This is a genomic window from Bradyrhizobium sp. CB1717, from assembly GCF_029714325.1.
Lineage (GTDB): Bacteria > Pseudomonadota > Alphaproteobacteria > Rhizobiales > Xanthobacteraceae > Bradyrhizobium.
In genome coordinates, this window is the sequence record NZ_CP121666.1 from 3188953 (window position 1) to 3214472 (window position 25520).

General features: G+C 64.5%; 24 protein-coding genes. 10 read left to right on the forward strand and 14 right to left on the reverse strand.

Going from position 1 to position 25520, the window contains the following annotated elements; genetic code table 11:
- Positions 1-5: 5 nt before the first annotated feature.
- The 11 genes from QA649_RS15035 to QA649_RS15085 form a co-directional block, all read right to left on the reverse strand.
- Positions 6-326 (reverse strand): twin-arginine translocation signal domain-containing protein, encoded by a 321-nt coding sequence (locus tag QA649_RS15035; RefSeq protein ID WP_145831732.1) that lies wholly within the window; start codon positions 324-326, stop codon positions 6-8.
- A complete protein-coding gene (locus tag QA649_RS15040) occupies positions 323-901 on the reverse strand; it encodes an HdeD family acid-resistance protein (protein ID WP_283024869.1) in 579 nt (192 codons plus the stop codon). Before QA649_RS15040 ends, QA649_RS15035 begins: the two co-directional genes overlap by 4 nt.
- 160 nt (positions 902-1061) lie before the next feature.
- Positions 1062-2174 (reverse strand): ABC transporter permease, encoded by a 1113-nt coding sequence (locus tag QA649_RS15045; protein WP_283024870.1) that lies wholly within the window; start codon positions 2172-2174, stop codon positions 1062-1064.
- Positions 2175-4952 carry a ribosome-associated ATPase/putative transporter RbbA gene (gene rbbA, locus QA649_RS15050; protein WP_283024871.1) on the reverse strand — a complete coding sequence of 926 codons (2778 nt, stop codon included), beginning with the start codon at positions 4950-4952 and terminating at the stop codon, positions 2175-2177.
- Entirely contained in the window at positions 4949-6019 is a 1071-nt protein-coding gene (locus QA649_RS15055) for an HlyD family efflux transporter periplasmic adaptor subunit (RefSeq protein ID WP_283024872.1), read from the reverse strand. Before QA649_RS15055 ends, rbbA begins: the two co-directional genes overlap by 4 nt.
- Positions 6020-6060: 41 nt before the next feature.
- Positions 6061-6543, reverse strand: coding sequence for a DUF992 domain-containing protein (locus QA649_RS15060; protein WP_283024873.1), 483 nt, complete (start codon positions 6541-6543; stop codon positions 6061-6063).
- Entirely contained in the window at positions 6544-7143 is a 600-nt protein-coding gene (locus tag QA649_RS15065; protein ID WP_283024874.1) for a hypothetical protein, read from the reverse strand. It lies immediately after the preceding gene.
- Between the two features lie 6 nt (positions 7144-7149).
- Positions 7150-8271, reverse strand: coding sequence for an AI-2E family transporter (locus tag QA649_RS15070; protein ID WP_283024875.1), 1122 nt, complete (start codon positions 8269-8271; stop codon positions 7150-7152).
- 29 nt (positions 8272-8300) lie between these two features.
- Positions 8301-8540, reverse strand: coding sequence for a hypothetical protein (locus QA649_RS15075; RefSeq protein WP_283024876.1), 240 nt, complete (start codon positions 8538-8540; stop codon positions 8301-8303).
- Between the two features lie 30 nt (positions 8541-8570).
- Positions 8571-10004: a basic amino acid/polyamine antiporter gene (locus tag QA649_RS15080; RefSeq protein ID WP_283024877.1), complete on the reverse strand. Its 1434-nt coding sequence runs from the start codon at positions 10002-10004 to the stop codon at positions 8571-8573.
- A 162-nt stretch (positions 10005-10166) separates the two neighbouring features.
- Positions 10167-10391 (reverse strand): hypothetical protein, encoded by a 225-nt coding sequence (locus QA649_RS15085; protein WP_283024878.1) that lies wholly within the window; start codon positions 10389-10391, stop codon positions 10167-10169.
- A 265-nt stretch (positions 10392-10656) separates the two neighbouring features.
- Here QA649_RS15085 and QA649_RS15090 point away from each other — a divergent pair, with 265 nt between their 5' ends.
- A complete protein-coding gene (locus QA649_RS15090) occupies positions 10657-11367 on the forward strand; it encodes a Bax inhibitor-1/YccA family protein (protein WP_283024879.1) in 711 nt (236 codons plus the stop codon).
- 18 nt (positions 11368-11385) lie between these two features.
- Here the strand turns inward: QA649_RS15090 and QA649_RS15095 are convergent, their stop codons facing one another.
- Both QA649_RS15095 and QA649_RS15100 read right to left on the reverse strand, forming a co-directional pair.
- On the reverse strand, positions 11386-11889 hold the full coding sequence (locus QA649_RS15095) for a DUF1269 domain-containing protein (protein WP_283024880.1): 504 nt from the start codon (positions 11887-11889) through the stop codon (positions 11386-11388).
- A 205-nt stretch (positions 11890-12094) separates the two neighbouring features.
- A complete protein-coding gene (locus QA649_RS15100; RefSeq protein ID WP_260389167.1) occupies positions 12095-12301 on the reverse strand; it encodes a DUF3551 domain-containing protein in 207 nt (68 codons plus the stop codon).
- A 320-nt stretch (positions 12302-12621) separates the two neighbouring features.
- Between QA649_RS15100 and QA649_RS15105 the strand changes: the two genes are divergently transcribed.
- From QA649_RS15105 to QA649_RS15145, 9 genes are all read left to right on the forward strand, one after another.
- Positions 12622-13704 carry an efflux RND transporter periplasmic adaptor subunit gene (locus QA649_RS15105; protein WP_283024881.1) on the forward strand — a complete coding sequence of 361 codons (1083 nt, stop codon included), beginning with the start codon at positions 12622-12624 and terminating at the stop codon, positions 13702-13704.
- Positions 13701-16748 carry an efflux RND transporter permease subunit gene (locus QA649_RS15110; RefSeq protein ID WP_283024882.1) on the forward strand — a complete coding sequence of 1016 codons (3048 nt, stop codon included), beginning with the start codon at positions 13701-13703 and terminating at the stop codon, positions 16746-16748. Before QA649_RS15105 ends, QA649_RS15110 begins: the two co-directional genes overlap by 4 nt.
- A 163-nt stretch (positions 16749-16911) precedes the next feature.
- A complete protein-coding gene (locus QA649_RS15115; RefSeq protein ID WP_283024883.1) occupies positions 16912-18345 on the forward strand; it encodes a basic amino acid/polyamine antiporter in 1434 nt (477 codons plus the stop codon).
- A 14-nt stretch (positions 18346-18359) separates the two neighbouring features.
- Entirely contained in the window at positions 18360-19625 is a 1266-nt protein-coding gene (arcA, locus tag QA649_RS15120; protein ID WP_283024884.1) for an arginine deiminase, read from the forward strand.
- Between the two features lie 141 nt (positions 19626-19766).
- On the forward strand, positions 19767-20606 hold the full coding sequence (locus QA649_RS15125) for an outer membrane beta-barrel protein (protein ID WP_283024885.1): 840 nt from the start codon (positions 19767-19769) through the stop codon (positions 20604-20606).
- Positions 20607-20638: 32 nt separating this feature from the next.
- Complete coding sequence (locus QA649_RS15130) at positions 20639-20869, forward strand: hypothetical protein (RefSeq protein ID WP_283024886.1); 231 nt, start codon at positions 20639-20641, stop codon at positions 20867-20869.
- A 456-nt stretch (positions 20870-21325) separates the two neighbouring features.
- Positions 21326-22462, forward strand: coding sequence for an ATP-binding protein (locus QA649_RS15135; RefSeq protein WP_283024887.1), 1137 nt, complete (start codon positions 21326-21328; stop codon positions 22460-22462).
- A 60-nt stretch (positions 22463-22522) separates the two neighbouring features.
- The gene (locus QA649_RS15140; RefSeq protein WP_283024888.1) at positions 22523-23152 is read left to right on the forward strand and encodes a response regulator transcription factor; all 630 of its coding nucleotides are present in this window, start codon (positions 22523-22525) and stop codon (positions 23150-23152) included.
- 168 nt (positions 23153-23320) lie between these two features.
- On the forward strand, positions 23321-23956 hold the full coding sequence (locus tag QA649_RS15145) for a response regulator transcription factor (protein WP_018642565.1): 636 nt from the start codon (positions 23321-23323) through the stop codon (positions 23954-23956).
- A gap of 54 nt (positions 23957-24010) precedes the next feature.
- Here QA649_RS15145 and QA649_RS15150 read toward each other — a convergent pair whose 3' ends face one another.
- Positions 24011-25336, reverse strand: a complete 1326-nt coding sequence (locus tag QA649_RS15150; RefSeq protein WP_283024889.1) for an FAD-binding oxidoreductase — start codon at positions 25334-25336, stop codon at positions 24011-24013.
- Positions 25337-25520: the final 184 nt, after the last annotated feature.

The following is a 25520-nucleotide window of genomic DNA, read 5'->3' on the forward strand; positions in this document are numbered from 1 at the left end:
GCGTCCTAGCGCCAGCGCCATCCGCAATGACGACGACCGCGATGCCACCAGCACACCCAGCGGCGACGACGACGCGGCGGTGGGGGACGCCAACCGGGACGCGGTGGCGGCGCGCCCCAGCCCGGGCTGCCCCAGCCCGGACCGGGTCCCGGTCCCCACTGCGCCGGCATGACAGGGAGCGCTGACTCGCCGGCCCGTCCGGGATCGGGGTCGACCGGCATCGCCTCCGCGACGCCGATGAGGCGAGCGCCGACGGTGCCGATTGCGGCCGCGGCAATGGCATTCGTTGCAAGACCGAGGAAGGCACGGCGGTTGGGAGCAATCATTGTGCTTCTCTCCTTTGTGACTCGGCCGTCCGCAGCGAATGCAGCGCATAGAGCAACCATGCGAGGCCATGCGAGATCAGGTCGACACCGAGCAGGAAGCCAAGCGCCCAGACACTGATGTCGGGGAAGCCGAACAGGATGAGCACGCCGGCGATGACGCCAAAGATGCCGGAGATCAGCATCATCCAGCCGTTCTGATGCCAGTAGGCAAAACTCAGCACGCACCGAATGACGCCGGACGCGAACAGCACCGCGCCAAGGAAATAGGTCAGGATCAGCGCGCCGGAGGCCGGCTGGGTCAGCAGGATGAGGCCGAAGACGAGGTAGAGCGCGCCGAGAACGATCCGCCACAGGAAGCCGCCCCATTCCTTGGTCCAGAACGCATGCGCGATCTCGAATCCACCGGCGGCGATCGCGGTCAGTCCGATGAACTTGACGCTGATGATGGTGGCAAAGGCGAGGTCGCCGAGCGCAAAGAAGCCGGCGGCAATCAAGACCGCGCCGAGGAGAGCACAGACCCAGAGTGGCGGAGGGCCCAGCGCTGCGATGCCGGACCGGCTGTCATAGGCTGTCATGCGATCCTCCCGGACAACGATGGTTCCATCGACAGATGGTGAATCCTAGCGGCGAACCCGCGATGCCGACATCAGACGAAACCCTGAGCCGCCGGCCGGGAATGTTCGCATCCCCCTTCGGGTCTGTACCTGGTTGGACGCAAGATGATCCCGCGGGACCTCACTGCAGGAATTGCCGGAAGCGACGCAGCGACAGGAAGAACAACAGTCCGCCGATCACCAGCAATGCCGCAAGCTGCGGCCACACGACGGCGAGCCCGGCGCCGCGGAACAGGATGGCCTGGGCCATGACCACGAAATGGGTGTTCGGCGCGGCGAGCATGATGTTCTGGATGAGCTCGGGCATGCTCTCCCTCGGTGTCGTGGCGCCCGACAACATCTGCAGCGGCATCAGCACCAGCATCAAGAGCAGGCCGAACTGCGGCATCGTGCCGGCGGATGTGGCGAGAAAAATGCCCATGCTGGTGGTGGCAAAGAGATAAAGAGCGGTGCCGCACAGAAAGAGCGGGACCGAGCCGCCGATCCGGACGGCCAGCAGTCCCTGCACGACAAAGATGAGCGACACGCTGGCCGCGACGAGAACGACCAGGCCCATCGACCAGATCTTGCTCGCCATCACCTCGAAGGGCGTCACCGGCATGACCAGCAGATGCTCGATCGTGCCGTGCTCGCGCTCCCGGATCAGGGCCGCCCCCGTCAGGATGATCGACAGCATCGTGACGGAGGAGATGATGTTGTTGATGGCACCGAACCAGCTCTTGTTGAGTTCGGGATTGAAGCGTGCGCGCAGCGCCAGGTCGATCGGCAAGGGGGCAGCCGAACGATAGCGGGACAGGAACTCGCTGACCTCGTCGCTGACGATGGACTGGATATAGCCGCTTCCTGTGAAGGCCTGCGACATCCGGGTGGCGTCCACATTGAGCTGGATGGCCGGCGATCTCCGCGCAAGCAGGTCGCGCTGGAAGTTCGGCGGGACGTTGAGCGCGAAGGTGTCGAGGCCCGCGTCCATGCGGCTCATCATGTCCGACTGCGATATCAGCCGCGGAACCGCGAAATAGGGCGGGCTGAACGCCGTGATGATGCGCGTGGCGGCGGGCGATTTGTCCTCGTCGACGATGGCCAGCGCCGCCTGGTTGAGCGTCTCCGGCTGGGCCCTCGAGGCGGTGTAGATCGAGACGGTAAAGGCATAGATGATCAGTACGAGCATCATGGGATTGCGCCCGAGGCCGCGCAGTTCCTTGACGCCGAGCTGAACGATATTGCTGCTGCGCATCTAGTTCGCCTGCTTCTTGAGGAGCGCGACGCCGAGGGCGAGCAGCACCGGAATGGTGACGAGAAGCGCCAGGAACGGTCCGGAGAGATCGCCGAAGTCGAGCCCCTTGGAGAAGGTGCCGCGCGTGATGGTGACGAAGTGCGCGGCCGGATAGATCCGCCCGATAATCGCGCCCGCGCCCTGGAGCGAGGACACGGGATCGACGAGTCCCGAATATTGCGTGGCCGGAATCATGGTGAGCAGCGCGGTCGCGAAGATCGCGGCGATCTGGCTTGTCATGAATGACGAGATCACCAGACCCATCGCGGTGGTGATGACGACGTACAGGAGCGCGGCCGACGTGAACGCGACGAAGCTGCCCGTGAAGGGGACACGGAATATGAATACTGCGAAGGCCGTCAGCAGGAAGAAGTTCAGCATGGCGAGCGCGACGTAGGGAAGCTGCTTGCCGACCAGGAACTCGATCCGCGTCACCGGCGTGACGTAGAAATTGATGATCGATCCGAGCTCCTTCTCGCGCACGACGCTCAGCGTCGCCAGGATCGCAGGAATGATCAGCAGCAGAATTGGGATCACGGCCGGCGCCATCGCGACGATGCTCCGGATGTCGGGGTTGTAGAGGAAGCGGACCTCGAGCTGGAAGTCACCGGTGGTGGCGGCATTGCCATAGAGTTGCCGGGCGCGTTGCGCCAGCCAGGTCGCGTGCATCGCCTGCACGTAGCTGCGCACCGTCTCGGCCCGCGACGGCATTGCGCCGTCGACCCATACGCCGATCTGGACGTTGCTTCCGCGCGCGACGTCGCGGCCGAAGCCCGGAGGAATTTCGATCGCGAGGCTGAGCTCGCCGCTGCGCATGCGGCGGTCGAGATCGTCATAATCGGTGATCGGCGCGAGCTCGGTAAAATAGCGCGAGCCGGCGATCTGGAGGATATAGTCCCGGCTGACCGTGGTGTCGTCGCGGTCCATGGCGGCGAAGGAGAGGTCTTCGACGTCCATGTTGATGCCGTAGCCCATCACGAACATCAGGATGAGGCTGCCGAGGATCGCGAGGGTGGCGCGGATCGGATCGCGCTTGAGCTCGAGCGCTTCCCGTTGCGTGTAGGCGAACATGCGGCGTGGATCGAAGAAGCTCAATGCGCCATGCATCGCGCCGTGCGTCTTCGCGGTGCCGGTGGTTGCCATGTGCGGCGCGGGAGCGGCCCCGGTCGTCTCCGTCGCGGCGATCGCGTCCTTGAGGTAGGCGACAAAGGCCTCCTCGAGGCTTCCATTGCCGCGCCGTGCCGCGATCCGTTCCGGTGTATCGCTGATCATGACCTTGCCGGCATGCATGAGCGAGATGCGGTCGCAGCGCTCCGCCTCGTTCATGAAATGGGTGGAAACGAAGATCGTGACGCTGTCCTGTCGCGACAGGTCGGACAGGATCTGCCAGAAGCCGTCGCGCGCCACGGGATCGACGCCCGACGTCGGCTCGTCCAGGATCAGGATATCGGGCGCATGGATCATGGCGACGGCCAGCGACAGGCGCTGGCGGACGCCGAGCGGCAGGGCATCGGGCAGGGCGTCGATCACCCTGGTGAGATCGAAGCGTCCGGCCATGTCGCGGACTCGATCCTCGATCGTATCGGGTGCGAGCCGGAAAAGGCGCGCGTGCAGCTCGAGATTCTGGCGGACCGTCAGCTCCGAATAGAGCGAGAACGCCTGCGACATGTAGCCGACGCGATGCCGCACATCCATGTCCTTGGGATCGACCTCGCGCCCGAGCAGCCGGGCATCGCCCTCGCTGGCCGGCAACAGTCCGGTCAGGACCTTCATCGTCGTGGTCTTGCCGCAGCCGTTGGAGCCGAGAAAGCCGAAGATCTCGCCGCGGGCGATGCGGAAGCTGACATTGTCGACCGCCGTGAAGTCCCCGAATCTGACGGTGAGATGCTTGGCCTCGATCGCGATGTCATCGCCCCGATCGCTTGCGCGAGGCGGGATCACCACCTCCCTGTGGTCCCGTCGCTGCTGCTCGGGCAGCAGTGCGATGAAGGCGGCATCGAGATTGTCGGTGCCGGTCTGTCGCAGCAACTCGGCCGGCGTCCCGGTGGCGAGCACATGCCCGTCATTCATCGCAACCAGCCAGTCGAACCGTGCCGCTTCCTCCATGTAGGCCGTCGCGACGACGACGCTCATACCGGGGCGATCCTTCCGGATCTCGTCGATCAGCTCCCAGAACTGGCGGCGCGAGAGTGGGTCGACGCCGGTGGTTGGCTCGTCGAGGATCAGCAGGTCCGGATCGTGGATCAAGGCGCAGCAGAGCCCGAGCTTCTGTTTCATGCCGCCGGACAACTTGCCCGCGGGCCGGTCAGCGAACGGCGCAAGGCCGGTGTTCCCCAGGAGCTCCCGAATTCGCTCCTCGCGCTCGCGCCTGTCATGCCCGAACAGGCGGCCGAAGAAATCGACATTCTCGAATACGGAGAGCGTCGGGTAAAGATTCTTGCCGAGGCCTTGCGGCATGTAGGCGATCTGCGGGCAGGTCCGCCGCCGGTGGGCGGCGTCGGCCATGTCTCCGCCGAGCACGTGAACGCGGCCGTCCTGGATTGCGCGCGCCCCGGCAACAAGCGACAGCAGGCTGGATTTGCCGACGCCGTCGGGCCCGATCAGACCCACCATGCGTGCCGAGGGAATCTCCAGGGAGATACGATCGAGTGCGCGGATCGCGCCGTAGGATAGGCCGACCGCCTCGAGGCGTATCACCGGCGCAAAGGAGGATCGAGGTTCGGGCGGCGCGTTGCTCATTTGACCAGGCGTTCCGTCAGCTGTGCCGGCCATTCGGCATTGGGATCGATGCGGACGAAGGCGCGGCCGGGCAGGCCGGTTTTGACCTGCTCGATGTTTCGGCGCAGGAGCTCCGGCGAAATATGCGCCCTGACGCGGAACATCAGCTTCTGCCGCTCCTCCTCGGTCTCGACCGTCTTCGGCGTGAACTGGGCAACGCTGGCAACGAACGTCGCCGTGGCGGGGATGACCCATTGCGGCGCGGCATCGAGGATGAGGCGGACCTCCGAACCGATCGCGACGCGGCCGGCCTGTGCCGTCGGCAGGAAGAAGGTCATGAAGACATCGCCGAGATCGACGAGATTGAGCACGCGTCCGCCGGCACTGAGAACCTCGCCCGGCTGGGCGACGCGAAACTGGACGCGCCCGTCGCGGGGTGCGCGAAGTGTCGAATCGTTGAGATCGGCCTTGATGCTCTCGATAGCCGCCTTCGCTGCCTCGACCGCAGCCTCCGCATCGACCACCTGCGCCTCGGCCGCACTGATGGCGGCGCCCGAGGCGGCGAGCTGGGCCTCCGCCGCAGCGACCGCTGCGCGGGCGCCGTTGGCGGCCGCGCGGTCGTCGTCGAGCACCTGCTGGGGCACGGCATTGGTTCTGATCAATTGCTCGGAGCGCTGCAGCTTTCGATCGGCGGCGTCCAGCTCTGCACCGCGCTGGTCGATGACGGCTGTTGCGGCCTTCTTCTCGGCCTGGCGCTGGGTCACGAGGCTCCTGGCGGTCTCGATGCCGATCGTGGCACGCTGCAATTGAGCCTGGGCCTGGCGGTACTGCGCCTCGAGCTGCACGGTATCCATCTGTGCGAGCGCCTGTCCCGCCGAGACCAGATCGCCTTCCCGCACCAGGATGTCGCGGATGCGCCCGGGCGTCTTGGTGGCGATGTCGATCTCGACTGCCTCGATGCGCCCGTTGCCACTGGCGAACCCGCTCGGAAGGCTGTCACCTCCAAGCGTCTGCCAGGCGAAGTACCCGCCTGCGCAGACAGCCGCGACGAGCAAGGCGATCACCCAGCGTTTTCGATTGCGTGTCATGGTCCATGTCGTTTTCATCGAACCACCAGACAGGATGCGGATTATTGCGGGCCGCGCGGTCCCAACGTCAGATGGGTCACGCCAGCCGCGAGATTGAGCCCGATCGAACGTTCGATCGAGATCGGCTGCAGCATCACGCTCCTCCGCGAGCCGCCGATCAGGACGTTGGCGCCGAGGCCGGGACCCAATGCGAAATTGCCGCTCGCGCCGACATAGCTGCCGCGGAGCGTGCCGGGGCCAATCCGCGAATTCCGGGCGAAGACCGCCCAGGACAGCGTGCCGGCGCTGGTCACGCCGAGGTCTAGACCGACGCGCCTGATCCGACCCTCGTAGACGTATTGCCGCGGCGGACGTATCGCGCTGAACACGCAGCGCATCGCCTGCGTCGATCCCAGCACCAGCCCGACGCGGGGCTCGGAGAAGCACAGCAGCCTGCCAATCCTGAATCTCTCGGCGCGCGCGGACGTGGTGGTGCAAAGAACGGTCAACGCGCAGATGACCGCAACATAGCGCAATGTTCGCATTCAACCCTCCGTCTGGTGTTGGGCTCTCGACGTGCCGCGCGACGGGCGGCTGTCCTGGCGCAGCCAGAACGAGATCGCGAGACCGATCAGCAGCACGGCGCCGAGCAGGAAGAAGAAGATGGACTGCTTCAGCCAGGATATCGCCGGGACGGCCGCGCCCATCGCAAGGCCGAGAAAGGCGATCTGCAAAGACAGGAGGCTGATGCCCGCAAGGAACGTGCCGAGCGCAAGCAGCGTCAACAGCACGAGACCGGTCGCCGGAGTCGGAAGCATCTGCTGGACACCGGAGACCAGCATGATGTTCATCGTGATCAGGACCGCGATCCAGTGCAGCGCCTGGGTCCACACCAGGCGGATCTGCATGTCCCTGCCTTCGGTCTCCGGCCATTTGGTGATGACGCAGACGACGCCGATGGCAAGCGCCAGGAATTCCCAATAGCCGACCAGCGGTTGGTGCGAGACGTTCGTATAGGCGACGCCTGCGATGGCGAGCAGCAGCGCAACGGCGTATGGAAGCTGCTGCCAGAGAAAACGACCGGCCCCTGCGCGCGTCAGCGGAGGCTCGGGGGCATCGCGTTGCTGTGCATCGATTTCGCTCATGGTGCGTCACTCACGATTTTCGGTTGCCGGCGTGCGGCCGTCGCCGAGATAGTCCTCGACATAGAACCGGATGATCGCGACCCGTCCGACGGCGACGAGCGGCATCGCGAGCGCAATGCCCATGACGCCGAACAGGGCACCGAGCAGGACGATCGCAACCAGCGTCCAGGCGGGCGGTGTCTCGACCGCCCGGCGCTGGATCAAGGGACCGATCACGTAGCCTTCGATCGACTGGATGATGGTGTAGACGGCGACGGCCCAGATCAGCAGCGAGGCGCCGAGCGGCATCGCCACGAGCGCGATCGGGATCGCGGCGACGATCGGCCCGAGATAGGGGATGAAGTTCGACAAGCCCGCCTGCAGGCCCAGCAGGAACGGTCCCGGCAGTCCGATGAGATAGAGCGCGGGCCAGACGCAGAGCGTCATCAGGATGATGCGGATCAACTGGCCGACGAGCCACAGCCGCATGACGTTGCCGATTTCGTCCATCACGGCGCGCATGCGGGCGCGGTAGGATGGCCTGACCAGCACGACCAGGCTCTCGCGGTGGCTGGTGGGATCGAACGCAAAGAGAATCCCCAGGAACACGACCACGAGCACACCGGTCAGAAGGCTCGAGGCACCCCCCAGCAGGAATTGCGCGTGGCTGAGAAACCGGCCCTGATCGGCGAACAGCCATTGGGCGAAGTCGCGCCCCCATTCCGGGCCGAGCAGGTCCACGCCATAGGACAACAGGTGCTCTTGCAGAATATCGACCTGGGCATCCATGACCTTCAGCAGCAGGCGCGTCTGCTCCGGCAGCTTGCCGGCGCCCCAGACCAGTCCAAAGCCCGACAGGGCCGAGAGCAGCAGGAGAACGAATGTCAGACGCCAGATGCGGCTGAGCGGAAGGACCGGCGCCAGAGCCCGCGCCGCGGCATCCAGAAAGGCTGCGAACAGCACCCCCGCGAAGACGATGAGGAGGCTGGACACCGTTTGCCACACCAGGAACAGGGCAACGGCTGCAGCGAGCAAAGTGAGGCCGATCGCGAGGAGGCTCGGCCCTCCGGCTTGCCCGGATTCGTCGACGGGGCTCTCGTGCAGAACGACCCCGCGGGCCCGCTCTGGTCCGATCCTGGAATCGCTCATTGATCGGTCCGCCGTCATGTCGCCATGTCTCAGGTGCGAACGCGGCGGCTGCCATAGTGCGGATGCTTGCCGCCGCGATGACGCCAATAGCGGTGCTTGACCGGATTCGTATTGGTGTTGGGCCTTGCATCGCTCGGCGCGGCCGCGCCGGTCTGCTTCGGCGCCGCCACGGTGCCGTCCTTCGGCTGAGCCAGGGAAATGGTCGACGGTGCGGCGACGGCCACCACTGCGCTCAGGATCGAGGCTCGACACACGGTCCAGATGTTCATACTCGCCTCCATGCGGTCAGCGACAATCGGTCAGATCAAGATGGCTCCGACAGCCAGCCCATAGATTCCGGCGCCCGCGGCGATGGCGATCGCCCCGAACAGGACGGACTCGACCGGCCTGAACAGCCTCTCCTTGCGCTCGCGCTTGGCGATCAGGAACAGCAGCGTTCCCGGCGCGTAGAGGATTGCGGACAGCAGGAGAAATTTCGGTCCGCCGGCGTAGATCATGCCGGCCGCGTAGAGCGTCGCGACGGCTGCGACGATCCCGTCGGTGGTGCGGGCGCGCTCGCCGGCATCATAGGTCGCGCCGGTCGATGCGAGCTTCAGGCCGTACGTCGCGACGAGAAAATACGGGATCAGCGTCATCGCGCTCGTCATCTTCAGGGCGAGCGTGAAGGCATATTCGGCGAACCAGCTCACGAGGAGAAATGCCTGTATCACGCAATTCGTGAGCCAGAGCGCCCCGACAGGAACCTTGTGCGCGTTCTCGCGCGCGAGAAAGGCCGGCATGGTGCGCTGGTTCGCCGCCGAGTGCAGGATCTCGGCCGCAAGCAGCGACCAGGACAGGTAGTTGCCGAGGATCGAGATCAGCAAGGCGATGCTGATGAACACGCCGCCCCAGCGGCCGACCATCGCTTCCATCACGCCCGCCATCGACGGTGTCGGCAGGTCCGCGAGACCGCTCCGCGGCAGGATGCCGTAGGACAGGAGCGTCACGAGCACGAGAAGACAGAGCACCGTCAGAAAGCCGGTCACCGTTGCGATGCCGATGTCGGCACGCGTCCTGGCATAGCGCGAATACACGCTCGCGCCCTCGATGCCGACGAACACGAACACGGTGAGCAGCATCGTGCCACGGACCTGGGACAGCACGTCCCGGGCGTCCAGCCGCTCCGCACCCCAGAAATTCCCGGAGAATACTTCGCCGTTCAGGGCGATCGCGGCCACGATGATGAACAGCACGATCGGAATGATTTTCGCGAAGGTCGTGGCGGTATTGAGCGCGGCAGCCCCCTTGATGCCGCGCAGCACCAGGACGTGGACGCTCCACAGCAGCAGGGACGCCGAGGCGATCGCGATCGGCGTCGTGCCGTCGCCGAAGACGGGGAAGAACTGCCCGAGCGTGGCCTTGATCAGGATGAGGCAGGCGACGTCTGCGAGGCAGCAGCCGATCCAATAGCCTACTGCAGAGGCAAAGCCGATATAGTCACCGAAGCCGTCCTTGGCATAGGCGTAGATACCGGCGTCGAGTTCCGGCTTGCGCCGGGACAGCGACTGGAACACGAAGGCCAGCGTCAGCATGCCGGTGCCGGCAATCACCCAGGCGATGATCGCGCCGAGCGCGCCGGTGGTGCGTCCGAACTGGGCCGGCAATGCGAAGATGCCGGAGCCGACCATCGACCCGATCACAAGCGCAATCAGCGCGTTGCGCGAGAGTTTCTGATCGGCCTCGTTCGCCGCCATGACGGATGGCCTTCCAATCCAAGACGGCCGCGGTTGCAGCGGCCGCCTCATGCGCGGACCTTAGAGGGCCGCACCCCGTGCGCCCATCAGGGATTCTCTGTAGGGAGCAGGGCAGGAAATCGGCGGGCGCGGAGCGTCAGTTGCGGACGTCAGGTGCTGGCGTCAGGACTTGGGACGCAATGCCTCGTCCTCGCTCGCGGAGCAGGCGAGGAACTCCGTAGCCCGGGCAACGAGCACGACACTGCCGCGGAAGAATTCGCCGGCCTTGGCAAGCTCGGCGGCAAGGCGGCTGGCATGCAGGACGGCTGCGTCCTGCCCGGCATACTCGCATCCGATCCGGTCGGTCGAGACACCGTACTTGTCGGCGATATGGAAGAAGAAACGCATGCCCCCGATTAGGCCGGACCGCGCCGGGCCTCCAGTGACAACGGTGTAAGGTGCCTCCGCCAAAAGACTTAAGGGCGGCAGACGGCGGTTCCCGACTTGCGGATTGGTCGTGAACGCGGGCGCCGCGGCCGCTCCGGCGCCGCCGCGCAATTTGCATCGGAAGGCGGTGGTTTTCACCGATGGGCCTCGGGGGATTGACCGATGTTGGTCGGCAGGTTCGAAGGCTAGCGTGACCACACTCGGCGAGCGCCAGAGGAGGCAAGCGATGTCGAACTATGATCACAACCTGACCGCCACCGATGCCGCCGGCGGCTCGATCGCGGTGGATACCGGGCTGCGCGATTACATGCTGCGGATCTACGGCTACATGGCCGCCGGTGTCGGCTTGACCGCCCTCGTCGCCTGGGTGACCTATCAGGCCATCGGCCCCGAGTTGCTCCAGAGTCCCCTGATGTGGGTCTTCATCCTGGCGCCGCTCGCCCTGGTGTTCTTCATCGGCTCGCGCATCAACACGCTGTCGGTGTCCACGGCACGGATCCTGTTCTTCGTCTATTCGGCCCTGGTCGGCGTATCGCTATCGATATTGCTGCACATCTATACGAGTTCGTCGATCACCCGCGTCTTCTTCATCGCGGCCGCAATGTTCGGCGCGCTCAGTATTCTCGGTTACACGACCCGGCGCGACCTTTCGGGATTGGGCACCTTCCTGTTCATGGGCCTGATCGGAATCATCATCACGAGCCTGATCAACCTGTTCCTGGGGTCGACCGCACTCGACTGGCTGATCTCGATCGTCGGTGTCGGCGTGTTTGCCGGCCTGACGGCCTACGACACCCAGCGGATCAAGGGGATGTACGACATCTCTGATGACCACGCCGCCGCGGGCCGCAAGTCGGTCGTTGCCGCGCTGTCGCTCTATCTCAATTTCCTCAACCTGTTCATGATGCTGCTGCGACTTGCCGGCGGCCGCCGTTGAGACGCGGGTGCCGGCGGCTCATGCCGCCGGTCGCTCCACGCTACTTGCGAGCGCGTCGCGCAGCGCCGCTTCCTTGGTCTCATCGAGCGAGGTCTTGAGCACGACGCCGCCGGCGTCCTTGATCTCCTTGATCACCTTGTCCGCGGTCATGTGCTTGATCAGGACGAACAGGGCGGCGTTGCCGGGCTGGAGATTGGCCGACAGGTTCTTCATGAAGGAATCGTCGATGCCGAAGTCGGACAGCGCGCCGCCCAGCGCGCCCGACGCGGCGCCCACGGCAACCCCGAGGATCGGATTGAGAAAGAGGACTCCGATGAGGAGGCCCCAGAAACTCCCGGTCATCGCGCCCATGGCAGTGGTATTGACGAGCTGATTGAGCTTGATGCCGCCCGAATCCGTCTTCACGGCGATCACGGCGTCGCTGATCGTGATCAGATATTCCTTCTGCAGCTTGAGCAGCCGCTGACGCACTTCTTCCGCTTTTGCCTCGGACGGATACACGATCGCGACCAGATCGGACATGAAGACCTCCCGTTGGATCGAAAATGCGGACCAAAATGTTGGTGCGGACGGTATCCCGCGGGCGGCACCTCCGGGATCAGAGGAAACCCTGCCTCGGGTGGATGAATGTCCCAATAGGTGCACCCGCTTTGGAGGTCGGGCGGCGCGAGACGACGGGAAAATCGTCTAGCGACGCCCGACCGGCGAGGTCTGGACGAGCCGAGCCCTATTGCCCCGAACGATGATTCCGAACACAGGTACCGTTTCGTCCGCTGATGGATGCGCGGCATTGTTGGCGCGTCGAGTACATGCAGTTGGTCATTCCCTTGATCTTCGTGCACCACGCCAGATCTTGCGCGCGTCCTGGCGCAGCCGCGCCCATGACGCCAAGCGTCATGGTGATCGCGGCTGCCAGCAAAGCCAGCTTTTTCATGGGGAGTCCTCCTGTCCTCGAGTGAAGCGTCCGGAGCCCGAGCAACCCGCTCCGTCGCGCGCCGGCGGTCTTGGCGGACGCAGGTCGCGCCACCATGACGGCCGGTGCAGGTGTTATGCGCCGCCCGTGACGCTCTTGCTATTGGGTGATTGCCTGACGCGGAAGAGGGAATCATCCAGTCCTCGTCGCGCGCTCGATCATGTGTCGGGCAAGAAGCGTCGATCACGATTGTATCCGCGGGCGCTCAGTAGATTTACCGATACAAGGACGATGGCTCCTCGGCAAAATCAGGTCCGGGGAAGTCGATCGGTGATCATCTCATGCCGACGCTCAGGACAGTGGTTATTGCCGGCGCGGCATCGCTGCTGCTGGCGGCCTGCGAAAGGGAAGCGGCCAGCGACGTCGCGCCGGCGCCACGCCCGGTTCGCACGGCGACGATCGAGAAGCGGGAGTCGCCGACGCCCTTCGTCTTCACCGGACATGTCGAAGCCGAGGACGAGATCAGCGTTGCGTTCCGAATTTCCGGGCGGCTGCTCGCGAACAACACCAGGCTCGGCGAGCGCGTCGAGGCCGGCCAGCTTCTGGCGCAACTGGAATCGCAGAACGAAGTGAACGCGCTGCGCCAGGCGCAAGCGGCTCTCGCCGCCGCGCAAGGTCAGCTCACCCAGGCCCGCAATCATTTCGAACGTCAGCAGACATTGCTCGCGCAGGGATGGACCACGCGCGCCAATTTCGAGACGGCAACGCAGGCGCAACAGACGGCCCAGTCCCAGGTCGACGCGGCCGAGGCCCAGTTGAGTGCCGCCCACGACCAGGTCAATTTCACCGAGGTGCGCGCCGATGCGCCTGGCAAGATCACCGAGACGGGCCCCGCCGCCGGCGAGGTGATCCAGGCCGGACAGACCATTGCGCGGATTGCGCGGCAGGATGGCCGCGACGCGGTCTTCGAGGTCCCTGCCCAGCTGGTGCGAGCGGCTCCCGCCAATCTGCAAGTGACCGTCAGCCTGACGGACGATCCGGCAGTGACCGCGCAAGGGCGCATCCGGCAGGTTGCCGCGCAGGCAAACCCGGTCACACGGACCTTCGAGGTGAGGGTGGGACTCAGCGATCCGCCCGCCGCGATGCGGCTGGGGGCCACGGTGGTCGGTCGCGCCGAGGCGAGCGCCGGACCGATGATCGACATTCCCGCAACTGCGCTGACCAGGATGAACCAACAGCCGGCCGTCTGGATCCTCGATCCCCTGACCAAGACGGTCTCGGTTCGGAACGTCGATGTGCTGCGGTTCGATCAGGCACAGGTCATCATCTCGCGAGGGCTTGACGCTGGCGAGATCGTCGTGACCGCGGGTGTTCAGGCGCTTCACCCGGGCCAGAAGGTACGCGTGCTCGGGTCGGAGCCATGACCGGCTTCAACCTCTCGCAATGGGCGCTCGAGCGCCGCTCGCTCGTCATCTATCTCATGCTCGTTGCCGTGCTCGCCGGCGGACTGTCCTATGTCCGCCTCGGCCGGAACGAGGACCCTGCATTCACCATCAGGACCATGGTCGTCCAGGCGGCGTGGCCAGGGGCGACGGCGGCGGAGACGATGAAGCAGGTGACGGAGCGGCTCGAGCGTCAACTGCAGGAGACGCCGCATCTCGACTTCCTGCGCAGCTTCACCCGGCCCGGTCTCACCACGATCTTCGTGAACCTGAAGGGGAGCGCCAACGCACGAGATGTCTCCGACACCTGGTATCAGGTGCGGAAGACGATCGGGGACATCCGCCATACGCTTCCTGCGGGCGTTGTCGGCCCTGCGTTCGACGACGATTTCGGCGACACCTTCGGCATCGTCTACGGCTTCACCAGCGACGGGTTTACCGAGCGCGAGCTGCGTGACCGGGTCGAGGCGATCCGATCGCGTCTCCTGGGCGTGCCCGACGTTGCGAAGATCGAGCTGCTGGGCGCGCAGGACGAAGTGATCTTCGTCGAGTTCTCCAAGAAGGAGTTCGCAAATCTCGGCGTCGATCGGACAGCGCTGATCGCCGCTCTGCAGGCTCAGAATGTCGTGATGCCGACCGGGACGATCCAGACCGGGTCCGAGAGAATTTCGCTTCGGGTGTCGGGAAGCTTCCAGTCCGAGCAGGACATCGCCGGCATCAACTTCGCGGCCGGCGGTCGCATGCTCCGCTTGAGCGATCTTGCGACGGTGCGGCGCGGCTATGCCGATCCGCCGCAGCCGCTGTTCCGGGTCAACGGCCATCCGGCAATCGGACTTGCGATCGCCATGCGCGACGGCGGCGATATCCTCGCTCTCGGCAGGAACGTCAAAGCTGCGATGGCAGCCATCACCGTCGACCTGCCGATCGGAATCGAGCCGAGCCTGGTTGCCGATCAGGTCGTCGTGGTGGGCAAGGCGATCGGCGAGTTCATGACCTCGCTGGTGCAGGCGATGGCCATCATTCTCGCGGTGAGTTTCGTCAGCCTTGGCCTGCGTCCCGGCCTCGTCATCGCACTGGCGATTCCGCTCACGCTTGCCATCGTGTTTCCGAGCATGGGGCTTCTTCACATCGACATGCAGCGAATATCGCTTGGTGCCCTCATCATCGCACTCGCGCTGCTGGTCGACGACGCCATGACGACGACAGATGCCACGCTCAACCGGTTGGCGCTGGGCGACAGCAAGATGGCGGCTGCGAGTTACGCTTTCCGCACCCACGCGCTCGCCATGCTGGCCGGTACGCTGGTGACCATCGCCGGCTTCATTCCGGTCGGCTTTGCCGCTAGCTCCGCCAGCGAATACACGTTCTCACTGTTCGTGGTCGTTGCGATCGCGCTGCTGGCATCGTGGTTCGTCGCGGTCATCTTCGCGCCGCTGCTGGGCGTCGCCATCCTTCTGCCGCCCAAGCAGACCGGCGCTCCGGCTCCCGGAGCGGTCTTCCGGCTGTATCGGCGCTTTCTGGTGCAGGCGATCCGCGCCAAATGGCTGACGCTGGGCGGGACGGCAGCGCTCTTCGTCGCATCCGTGCTCGCGCTCCCGCTGATTCCGCAGCAGTTCTTTCCCTTGTCCGACCGGCCGGAGCTGCTCGTCGACATCAGCCTGCCGCAGAATGTCTCGATCCACGCCAGCGAAGCCGCGGCCAGGCGCCTGGACGAGGCGCTGACCGGCGATCCCGACGTCGCGCATTGGAGCAGCAATGTCGGCCGCGGTGCGATCCGCTTCTATCTGCCTCTCAGCGTCGAGCTGCCGAACGAGTTCTTCACCCAGGCCGTCGTCGTCGCCAGAAACGTTGCGGCGCGCGAGCGCTTGCGTGCAAAGCTGGAGCGGTTCCTGGCGAATGAATTCCCGAACGCGATCTCGTCGGTTTCGCCGCTTGGCCTCGGCCCCCCGGTCGGATGGCCGTTGCAATATCGCGTCAGCGGCCCCGACGTCGAGCGGGTCCGCGACATCGCGCTCGAGGTGGCGCGGATCCTCGCCTCCGATCCGAGCGCCAGAAGCACGAACTTCGACTGGATGGAGCCGGATCGCCAGGTGCGCATCCGCGTCAATCAGGATGAGGCACGCCTTCTCGGTCTGAGTTCGCAGGCGATCTCCATCGTCCTGAACACCGTGATCTCCGGTACACCCGTCACGCAGGTTCGGGACGACATCTATCTGGTCAACGTGGTGGTTCGCGCGACCGACGAACAGCGTGTCTCGTTGGCGAGCTTGCGAACGCTGCAGGTGCCGATCCCCGGTGGGCGGACCGTTCCGCTGAGCCAGTTTGCCTCCTTCGAGTACGATCAGGAATTCCCCCTGATCTGGCGGCGCGACCGCGTGCCCACCCTGACGGTGCGAGCTGCCATTCCCGACGGGTTACTGCCGGAGAGGATCGTCAATACGCTGGCGCCCGCCATCGCCAAGCTGAGGACGACGCTGCCGCCGTCCTACGATGTCGTGGTCGGCGGGACCGTGGAGGAGAGCCGGAAGTCCCAGGCCTCCGTCATGGCGGTCGTGCCGGTGATGCTGTTCGTCATGTTCACGGTCCTGATGGTCCAGGTGCAGAGCTTCCCGCGTCTATTGATGGTCGTCAGCGTTGCACCGCTTGGCCTGATTGGCGTGGTCGCGGCACTGCTCCTGTCAGGACGGCCGCTGGGTTTCGTCGCCATTCTCGGCGTCCTCGCGCTGCTCGGCATGATCAGCAAGAATGCGGTGATCCTGATTGGGCAGATCGAGGCCGAACGCGCGCAAGGGAAGGGACCGTGGGAGGCCGCGGTCGATGCCAGCAGCTCCCGCTTTCGTCCGATCATGCTGACGGCGGTCTCCACTGTCCTCGGCATGATTCCGATTGCGCCGACTGTCTTCTGGGGGCCGATGGCCTTTGCGATCATGGGCGGGCTGCTCGTCGCAACCGTTCTGACGCTCGTCTTTCTGCCGACCTTGTATGTGGCCTGGTCGGGCGGAAAGGAAACCGATCGCGGCTGCTGAAGCGGCGAGCGCGGCCTGAGCGTCGGGCCGCGAGGGTAATCCCGGACTCCGACTAGGTAATCACCTGATAGGCCGCCTTCATATCAGCGCGCATGGTTCGGCCTCGGAATGAGCAGGCCGATCGGTCACGGCATCGGTCATCGTTCGCGGTTCGAGGTCCTCCATGACTGCGACGCCAACGGTCCAAAAGCTTTCGTTGTTCGCACTGACGGCAATGGTCGTCGGCTCCATGGTCGGCTCAGGCATCTTCTCGCTGCCGCGGACGTTCGGTATCGCCACCGGCCCGTTCGGCGCCATCTTCGCCTGGTGCATCGCAGGCGGCGGCATGTACACGATGGCGCGCGTATTTCAGACTCTGGCCGAGCGAAAGCCGGATCTCGATGCCGGCGTCTACGCCTACGCGAAGGCCGGTTTCGGCGATTATCCCGGCTTCCTGTCGGCGCTTGGCTACTGGACCGGCAGCTGCATCGGCAACGTGTCCTACTGGGTCCTGATCAAGTCGACGCTTGGCGCGTTCTTTCCCGTATTTGGCGACGGCAATACGGTCACCGCGATCATCGTCGCCTCGATCGGGATCTGGCTGTTCCACTTCATGATCCTGCGTGGCGTGCAACAGGCCGCCGCGATCAACACTATCGTCACCGTCGCCAAGATCGTGCCGATCCTGATCTTCATCGTCATCCTGGCGTTTGCCTTCAAGGCTGACCTGTTCGGCGCCAATTTCTGGGGCGGCGAGGGGATGCCGGACAAGGGTCTGTTCGATCAGATCCGCGCGACCATGCTGGTCACGGTGTTCGTCTTTCTCGGGATCGAGGGGGCCAGCGTCTATTCCCGCTACGCCAAGGAGCGGTCCCATGTCGGCGTCGCGACGATCATGGGCTTCGCGGTCGTCACGAGCCTCATGGTGCTCGTGACGATGCTGCCCTATGCCGCGCTGCCGCGCGCCGAGATCGCCGACGCGCGGCAGCCGTCGATGGCGACGGTGCTCGAGGCGGTGGTCGGGCATTGGGGCGCCGTGTTCGTCAGCATCGGACTTCTGGTCTCGGTGCTCGGAGCCTATCTCGCCTGGTCGCTGATCTGCGCCGAGGTGCTCTCCGCCGCCGGCCGGACCAGGGATATGCCGCGCGTGTTCGGCACCGAAAATGCCAACAAGGTGCCGGCCGCAGCGCTCTGGCTCACCAATATCGTCGTGCAGCTGTTCGTCATCAGCACCTACTGGTCGCGGGATGCCTTTGCGTTGATGCTCAATTTGACGAGCGTCATGAACCTCATTCCGTTCTTCCTGGTGGCCGCTTACGGGCTCCTGCTGGTCAAGCGGGGCGAGACCTACGAAAAGAGCCCGGGCGAACGGCGACGCGACCTGATCTTCACCGGCATCGCCGTCGTCTACACGCTGTTCCTGATCTATGCCGCCGGGATGAAATATCTGCTCCTGTCGGCGATCCTCTACGCTCCCGGCACGGCGCTGTATTTCTGGGCGCGCCTCCAGCAGAAGGCGAAGATCTTCACGTCGATCGATTGGGTCATCTTCATCATAGCCGTGATCGGCGCCGTGGTCGGGATTCATGGCCTGGCCACCGGCTACATCACCATCTAGGCGAGGCATCTCCCATGGCGACAGCACAGGCGTCGGATTCAAGGATCCCGTTCGGTGTTCATTCGGAAGTCGGTCAGCTGCGCAAGGTGATGGTCTGCTCGCCGGGCCGCGCGCATCAGCGCCTCACGCCCACGAACTGCGATACTTTGCTGTTCGACGACGTGCTGTGGGTCGACAATGCCAAGCGCGATCATTTCGACTTCGTGCAGAAGATGCGCGACCGCGGCGTCGATGTCGTCGAGATGCACAATCTGCTCACCGACACCGTGGCCATTCCAGAGGCAAGGAAGTGGATTCTCGACAACCAGGTGGTTCCCAACCAGGTCGGGCTCGGGCTGATCGACGAGCTGCGCAGCTATCTGGAAAGCCTCAAGCCTCGCGAGCTGGCGGAGACCCTGATCGGCGGACTGTCGACCCACGATTTTCCCGAGGCGCATGGCGGCGAGATGCTTCGGCTGATCCGGGAAGCGGCGGGCATGACCGAATATTTGCTGCCGCCGCTTCCGAACACGCTGTATACGCGCGATACCACCTGCTGGATCTATGGCGGCGTGACGCTGAACTCGCTGTTCTGGCCGGCCCGCCATGAGGAGCCGATCCTCGCCGCTGCCATCTACAAGTTCCATCCGGATTTCGCCGGCAAGGTCAATGTCTGGTGGGGAGATCCGACGCAGGATCACGGCCTCGCCACGCTGGAGGGCGGTGACGTGATGCCGATCGGCAAGGGCAACGTTCTGATCGGGCTCAGCGAGCGAACCTCGCGGCAGGCGATCAGCCAGCTTGCTGCGGCGCTGTTCAGGAAGAAGGCGGCCGAGCGGGTGATCGTGGCGGCGATGCCCAAGCTCCGCGCTGCGATGCATCTCGATACCGTCTTTACCTTCGCCGACCGCGATTGCGTCCTGCTCTATCCCGATATCGTCAACAACATTACCGCATTTTCCTATCGGCCGGCCGACAATCCGGCCGGCCTCGAATTGCGCAAGGACGAGAAGCCCTTCGTCGACGTCGTCGCAGAAGCGCTCGGTCTGAAGAAGCTGCGTGTCGTGGAGACCGGCGGGAACGCGTATCTGCGCGAGCGAACCCAGTGGGACAGTGGCGCCAATCTCGTCTGTGCGTCCCCCGGCGTCGTATTCGCCTATGACCGCAACACCTACACCAACACGCTGTTGCGCAAGGAGGGGATCGAGGTGATCACCATCGTCGGCGCGGAACTCGGACGGGGGCGCGGCGGTGGTCATTGCATGACGTGCCCAATCATCAGGGACGCGGTCGACTACTAGACGTGCGCGATCTGGCGGTCTGCACCGACGCTGGTTGATTTGATCAACCGGTGATTTCAAAGTGTGACATTAACACGCCACAATCTTTGCACAGCGTGACGCAAAAACCCGGTCTGCGCAGCAGCATCGGAGGTGGGCGCGATGCGAAGCTCTGGATTCCTTCTGCCGATCGTCGGCGTGCCCGTCCTCGGCTTACTCAGTGCTGGCACGGCCGCGGCGGCAGACCTCGATCTCACCGAATTCAAGACGAGCCCGATTGCCGCTGTACCCTATTATTCCGCGCCGTCCTGGAGTGTCGTCGGTTCCATCTCGCCGACCTTCACCGACAACGCGCTTTTCACCCGCGACAACCGCAAGTCGGACATCTACTACGAGCCGGACGTCAGTGTCCGGCTCGACGGAAACCTGACCAACGATCTGTCCTACCGGCTCTACGCACGGGCCCAGTACGAGGCCTTTTCGCGGGAGAAGGACGGCAACTTTGCCGTGGCGCGCATGGGCGCGCGTCTGACCGAGAATTGGAACGGCTGGCGCTTCTCTGCAATCTATGAAAACCGCTATGATTTCGACGGAGTTTACCGCGACCTCGCATTCACGTCCCATGATGTGATGGGCTCGGTGGCGCGCGACTTCCGCATCGACAACACGATTTTCTCGCCGCTGCTGCTGCTGACCTATCGGTTCTCAGACCTCGCGGAAGCGCGTCGCTGGCGCTTTGACGCTGTGCTCGGTATCGAGGTCAAGCTCGATCCCAGATGGTCGATCGTGAGCACGCCGCTGTTCGAGGCCTACTGGTTCACCGATGGGCTCAACAGCGGCCGGCAGGATCAACTCTATTCGGTCGATGTAGGCCTCAAGTATAATTTCGCCGGCAATGTGTCGCTCACGACCACTGTGCTATACGAGGCGCGAACGTCGAACGTTCCGTTGCGGCGGTACAGGGACGTTCGCATCGGCCCTCGCCTGGATTTCGCCTTTTGAGTGAGACCTGAAAGATGCCCGCAAGACGCCTGTTGACGCTGAGCTGCATCGTCGCCGGAAGCCTTGCGGCATCGATGGCGCTCGCCGATCCGCGCGACGCGGTGGATCGAGGCCAGCGTCTCGATACCGATGCGCTTCGGGATGATGCCGCGATACACCGTCTGCAGCAGCCGTCGCATCCTCTCGATATTGCGCCGCCTCGCCCCGCACCAGCGGCGAAGGCAGCGAGGAAGAAGAAGTCGGGCGCGAGCAGCAGCCGCTAGGCTGGTCGTGCACGTGCCCGACGGACCGCCGCGCGCCGGGAATGGTGCCAGTGAATTGGGGTAGGTGTGCTGCTGTGTATTGGTGCACCACGTTGCCGCAATCACCTCGCGGCTACCCACATCTTGATTTTGAATCTCTGTTGCATCGGATTTGACGTCGCGGGCGTGGCACAAACTGCATATCGCCCGCCGCGGAAAACATGTCTCACGACTTCGAGATTTCAATCTGTAAATAATACTACCTTATGGTGTGGCCGCGCGGCGAGGTGTATGATTGGTCGGCCCCAATGGCGTGCGTCTTCCGGATCCGGTGGCGGATGTCTCGCCGGTGGGGCGGGGAGGGGACCTGCGATATCGTCGCCAACATCGGGCGTCGCCGGAACATAGTGAGTGCGTACCGTGAAGCCACATGGCTGCCCCGACAGTGAGTCGGATCGAACCGGTCTGAAGAACTGGTTGCGCATAGGTTCGCAAGAATCGATCGACGAGCTCTATTGGACGTCTTCGGCAGATCTGCTCTTCGCCGCGCGTCCGTCGTTCCGCGGACACTTCGCCTATGAGGGAATCAATCCGGCATTCGAGTCCGAGCTCGGCGTATCGTCGGAAGACGTCAGCGACATGGACGTCTTCGATTGCATGAGTGCGGACGACGCAAGGTCCGTCTGCGAGGCGCTTCAGGCCGGCCTCGCGGAGGGAACGGAGGTCAGGATCCGCCAGCGGCTCGCGCTCGGCGGGTCGCCGCGGGCGATGGAAACGACGGTTACGCCGATCGTGGACGGCGGCGTGGTCCGGTTGATCGGCAGCCACCGCGAGCTGCGCAGCGGTCCTTTCGAGCACGCCGCCGCACGCGACGACAGGCTCGATATCGACGTCGGCCTGCTCGCCATTCAGGAAGGCATCCAGCAACGGATCGCCTCCGATCTGCACGATTCGACCTGTCAGCATCTGATCGCCGCCAGCCTGGGCCTGATGCGGATGCGGAGCAATCTGGGCGATGCGGCGCTGGCGGAGCGGATATGCGACGACATCGACGCGTCGATCGATGAAGCCCTCCGGGAGCTCCGCGCCTTTGCCTATCTCCTGCATCCGCGGAATCTGGCGGGTGAGGGATTGAAGGCCGCGATCGAGCGATACGCGGAAGGATTTGCGGCGCGCACTTCGTTGCGCGTGACCGTGAACATCGTGCCGGATGTCGATCGGCTGCCGTATGAAACGAAGCGTTCGCTGCTGCGCGTCGTTCAGGAGGGGCTCACGAACGTCTATCGCCATGCGAAGGCGACGGAGGTGGCCATCGTCATCGACCTTGCCGACAGCCGTTTCGTGCTGACGATCAGTGACAATGGACGCGGTCTTCCCGATGTGGTCGGGCGCGGCCACAAGGCGGTATCAGTCGGGGTCGGCATTCCCGCGATGCGGGTGAGGCTGCATGAGATTGGAGGTACGCTGGACATCCGGTCCGGCCGGACCGCGCCACTTTCCGGAACCGTCCTGTGCGCGAAGTTTCCGCGTCGTCTCGCGGCGAACAGGCGGAACCGGCGAAGAGCCACGACCATCATGAGGGCCCACAGCACACGATCAGCGAAAGAACACTAGCCCGCGGCGGCAGGCCGGATGGGCGGCCGAACCGCCGTGAAGGATTGGGAGCGTGCTGCCATGAAACGAATTCTCATAGCCGACGATCACGAAGCGGTGCGGTCTGGTTTGCGTGCGGTGCTCGAACAGCGGGCGGATTGGGAGGTGGTGGCCGAGGTCACCGATGGCGGCCGGGCGGTCGCTGCGGCGATCGAGAGCCAGCCTCACGTCGCCATCCTCGATTTCTCGATGCCCCGCATGACCGGCGTGGAGGCGGCGCGGCGGATCAAGGACCATCCATTGCAGACCGAGGTCCTGATCTTCACCGTGCACAATTCGGGCCTGATCGCGCAGCAGGCATTCGAGGCCGGAGCGCGTGCGTTCCTGGTGAAGTCGGACGCCAACAAGCTGCTGGTTGCGGCGGTCGAGGCGTTGCTGTTGCACCGGACGTTCTGCACCACGAGCTGCGTGACGGAATTCGACCGCGGGGCGGGTGCTGGTGGCGAGCGGCATCACGAGCTGACGGCGCGCGAGCAGCTCGTGGTCAAGCTGGTTGCGGAAGGCTACAGCAACAAGGGGATCAGCGCGATCCTCAATCTCAGCGTCAAGACAACCGAGGCGCATCGGGCGGCTGCGATGCGCAAGCTCGAGGTGAATTCGACGGCGGGCCTCGTCCGATACGCGGTCCGGACCGGGCTGGTCGAGGCCTGAACGGTGACGTCGGCGAGCCGACCCTGGGCGTCAGTACCTTCGCCGGGACATCTCAGGGTTTTGTTGGATAACGCTGGCCGTAGGGCGCCGTATGATCGTTCGACCCTACGGCCGGTCACTGCCGTTGTCCGCCCGGTCGGATAGGAGCCGGCAAACGGGAACGATGTCGTGAAACGCATCTTGATTGCGGATGATCATGAAATCGTACGCTCCGGCCTTCGCGCGATCGTTGGAACGCGGTCCGACTGGATCGTGAGCGGAGAGGCCACCAACGGCGAGCAGGCCGTCGCGCTGGCGCTCGAAACCCGACCGGACATCGTGATTGTCGATTACTCCATGCCGATCATGAACGGCCTGGAGGTCAGCCGTCGCCTCAGGACGCTGCATGTGCGAACGGAGGTGCTGATCCTGACCATGCACGAAAGCGAGGAACTCCTGACTGAGGCCATCCTGGCCGGCATTCGCGGCTTCCTGTTCAAGTCCGATGCCCGCAAGCATCTGATTTCCGCTATCGAAGCCTTGCTCGACGGCAGGCCCTACTTCACCAGCGTCCTCCTGGAGAAGCTCCTGCATGATTACCAGGCGAACAAGCAGAACCGGGCCGACATGCTGCTGACATCACGCGAGCAGAGCGTGGTCCAGCTGATCGCGGAAGGGAACACCAACAGATCCATCAGCGCGATCCTGAATCTGAGCGTGAAGACCGTCGAGACCCATCGCGCCTCGGCCATGCGCAAGCTCAGAATGTCGTCCACCGCCGAGCTGGTGCGCTATGCGGTCCGCAAGAAGCTGGTCTCGCCCTGAACGGATGCTGATGTGGCGCGCCAGATCCCGCTTCGGTGCGCATGATGACCTTTTCTAGAAGTCCGAGACCTTTCCGACCGCAAGTCCGGCAAAGCGATCCGGCCGATAGGATTGAGGATCGACGATCGGCGCGGCGCCGGTCACAATATCCGCGATGAGGTGCCCGGCTCCCGGACCGATACCGAAGCCGTGGCCGCTGAAGCCCGCGGCCAGGACCAATCCAGGCAGGCCGGACGTCTCTCCGATGACCGGCACGCCATCGGGCGTCGAGTCGATGTAGCCGCCCCATGCGGCGGTGATCCTGGTGTCCTTCAGGGCGGGCAACAGTTCGACCGCGCGCCGATGCGTGAGCTCGATCGTGTTCCGATCGGGCGTGGGATCCAGAATGCGCATGCGCTCCATCGGTGTCGGCTCGCTCACGCGCCAACGTTGGAGCGTTTCGTGTCCGGACCTGACGCCTTCGAGGCCGCCCGGGAGCAGACTGCGCCAGCGCCGCAGAAACATCGGCAGAAATTGCGGGGCGAAGCGCAGCTGCTGCGCGGTCGGATCGACCCGGCCCCGGCCGCTGATGGCGAGCGTGTAACCGCCATCGACGCGTTTCGTCACCGAAACAGCGGCAGTGTGGAGTGCATCCGGCAGGCCTTTCGCACCTTGCGACACCGACAGGATGGACGAGCGGATCGAGGCGAGTGGCAGACGGATGCCGGCCTGATGGCAGAACGACGACGACCACGCGCCGCCCGCCAATATGGCAACACGTGTGCGAATCGTGCCGCGCTCCGTCACAACCGTGCTCACGCGGCCGCCCTCGGTCTCCAGCCCGCGCGCCGCGCACATCTGATGCACCGTGCCACCGCGCCTGAGCATCGCCCGCGCCACCGCCGGCGCAGCCTCGGCGGGATCGGCGATACCGTCGGTTGGCGAGAACACGCCACCCTTCCAGCCGCGTCCCGTCGCCGCGCCGCGCTGGGTTGCCGCGGTCGCATCGAGCATGTGCGTGGTGACGCCGGCCGTCCGAGCGAAGTCGCGCCAGCGCGCCCAGCCCTCGAGCTCCGCCTCGTCGTTGCTGAGATACAGAAGGCCGCAGCGGGAGAAGCCGGTGCTCTCGCCGCTCTCACTGCCGAACTTCTCCCACAGGTCCAGGCTCTGCGTGGCCATCGGCAGCTCGCGGGCATCGCGATTTTGCTGCCGGCACCAGCCCCAGTTGCGGCTGGACTGCTCGGCCCCGATTCGTCCCTTCTCCACGAGGGCGACGTCAAGCCCGCGCAGGGTGAGATAGTATGCCGCGAACACCCCGATGATGCCGCCTCCGATGATCACCACGTCGGCGCTACGGGGAAGATCCGGTGAGGTCTCGATATGGCTGAGTGGGGCAGGCATCGTGGTTTCCTAGATTTCGCTCCACACAGGGTAAATCGCCCATCGGCGCGAGCGGCACTGGATTTGATGGTAGTCCAGCATTTTATGCTGTATCCTCAAGGCATCGCAAAACCACGTTTTTCTCGAATAATATGCCTTCGATGGAAACGACGGCTGCGGGCAAGGTGAGCCTTTAGCTCATTGC

Coding starts and splice junctions, on each gene's coding strand:
- rbbA (WP_283024871.1), bottom strand. CDS start 4,952: ATGAGCAACGCGCCGCCCGAACCTCGATCCTCCTTTGCGCCGGTGATA.
- QA649_RS15150 (WP_283024889.1), bottom strand. CDS start 25,336: ATGCCTGCCCCACTCAGCCATATCGAGACCTCACCGGATCTTCCCCGT.
- QA649_RS15100 (WP_260389167.1), bottom strand. CDS start 12,301: ATGAAAAAGCTGGCTTTGCTGGCAGCCGCGATCACCATGACGCTTGGC.
- arcA (WP_283024884.1), top strand. CDS start 18,360: ATGGCGACAGCACAGGCGTCGGATTCAAGGATCCCGTTCGGTGTTCAT.
- QA649_RS15085 (WP_283024878.1), bottom strand. CDS start 10,391: ATGCGTTTCTTCTTCCATATCGCCGACAAGTACGGTGTCTCGACCGAC.
- QA649_RS15115 (WP_283024883.1), top strand. CDS start 16,912: ATGACTGCGACGCCAACGGTCCAAAAGCTTTCGTTGTTCGCACTGACG.
- QA649_RS15045 (WP_283024870.1), bottom strand. CDS start 2,174: ATGCGCAGCAGCAATATCGTTCAGCTCGGCGTCAAGGAACTGCGCGGC.
- QA649_RS15040 (WP_283024869.1), bottom strand. CDS start 901: ATGACAGCCTATGACAGCCGGTCCGGCATCGCAGCGCTGGGCCCTCCG.
- QA649_RS15065 (WP_283024874.1), bottom strand. CDS start 7,143: ATGAGCGAAATCGATGCACAGCAACGCGATGCCCCCGAGCCTCCGCTG.
- QA649_RS15095 (WP_283024880.1), bottom strand. CDS start 11,889: ATGTCCGATCTGGTCGCGATCGTGTATCCGTCCGAGGCAAAAGCGGAA.
- QA649_RS15125 (WP_283024885.1), top strand. CDS start 19,767: ATGCGAAGCTCTGGATTCCTTCTGCCGATCGTCGGCGTGCCCGTCCTC.
- QA649_RS15105 (WP_283024881.1), top strand. CDS start 12,622: ATGCCGACGCTCAGGACAGTGGTTATTGCCGGCGCGGCATCGCTGCTG.
- QA649_RS15075 (WP_283024876.1), bottom strand. CDS start 8,540: ATGAACATCTGGACCGTGTGTCGAGCCTCGATCCTGAGCGCAGTGGTG.
- QA649_RS15060 (WP_283024873.1), bottom strand. CDS start 6,543: ATGCGAACATTGCGCTATGTTGCGGTCATCTGCGCGTTGACCGTTCTT.
- QA649_RS15055 (WP_283024872.1), bottom strand. CDS start 6,019: ATGACACGCAATCGAAAACGCTGGGTGATCGCCTTGCTCGTCGCGGCT.
- QA649_RS15035 (WP_145831732.1), bottom strand. CDS start 326: ATGATTGCTCCCAACCGCCGTGCCTTCCTCGGTCTTGCAACGAATGCC.
- QA649_RS15090 (WP_283024879.1), top strand. CDS start 10,657: ATGTCGAACTATGATCACAACCTGACCGCCACCGATGCCGCCGGCGGC.
- QA649_RS15110 (WP_283024882.1), top strand. CDS start 13,701: ATGACCGGCTTCAACCTCTCGCAATGGGCGCTCGAGCGCCGCTCGCTC.
- QA649_RS15080 (WP_283024877.1), bottom strand. CDS start 10,004: ATGGCGGCGAACGAGGCCGATCAGAAACTCTCGCGCAACGCGCTGATT.
- QA649_RS15070 (WP_283024875.1), bottom strand. CDS start 8,271: ATGAGCGATTCCAGGATCGGACCAGAGCGGGCCCGCGGGGTCGTTCTG.
- QA649_RS15140 (WP_283024888.1), top strand. CDS start 22,523: ATGAAACGAATTCTCATAGCCGACGATCACGAAGCGGTGCGGTCTGGT.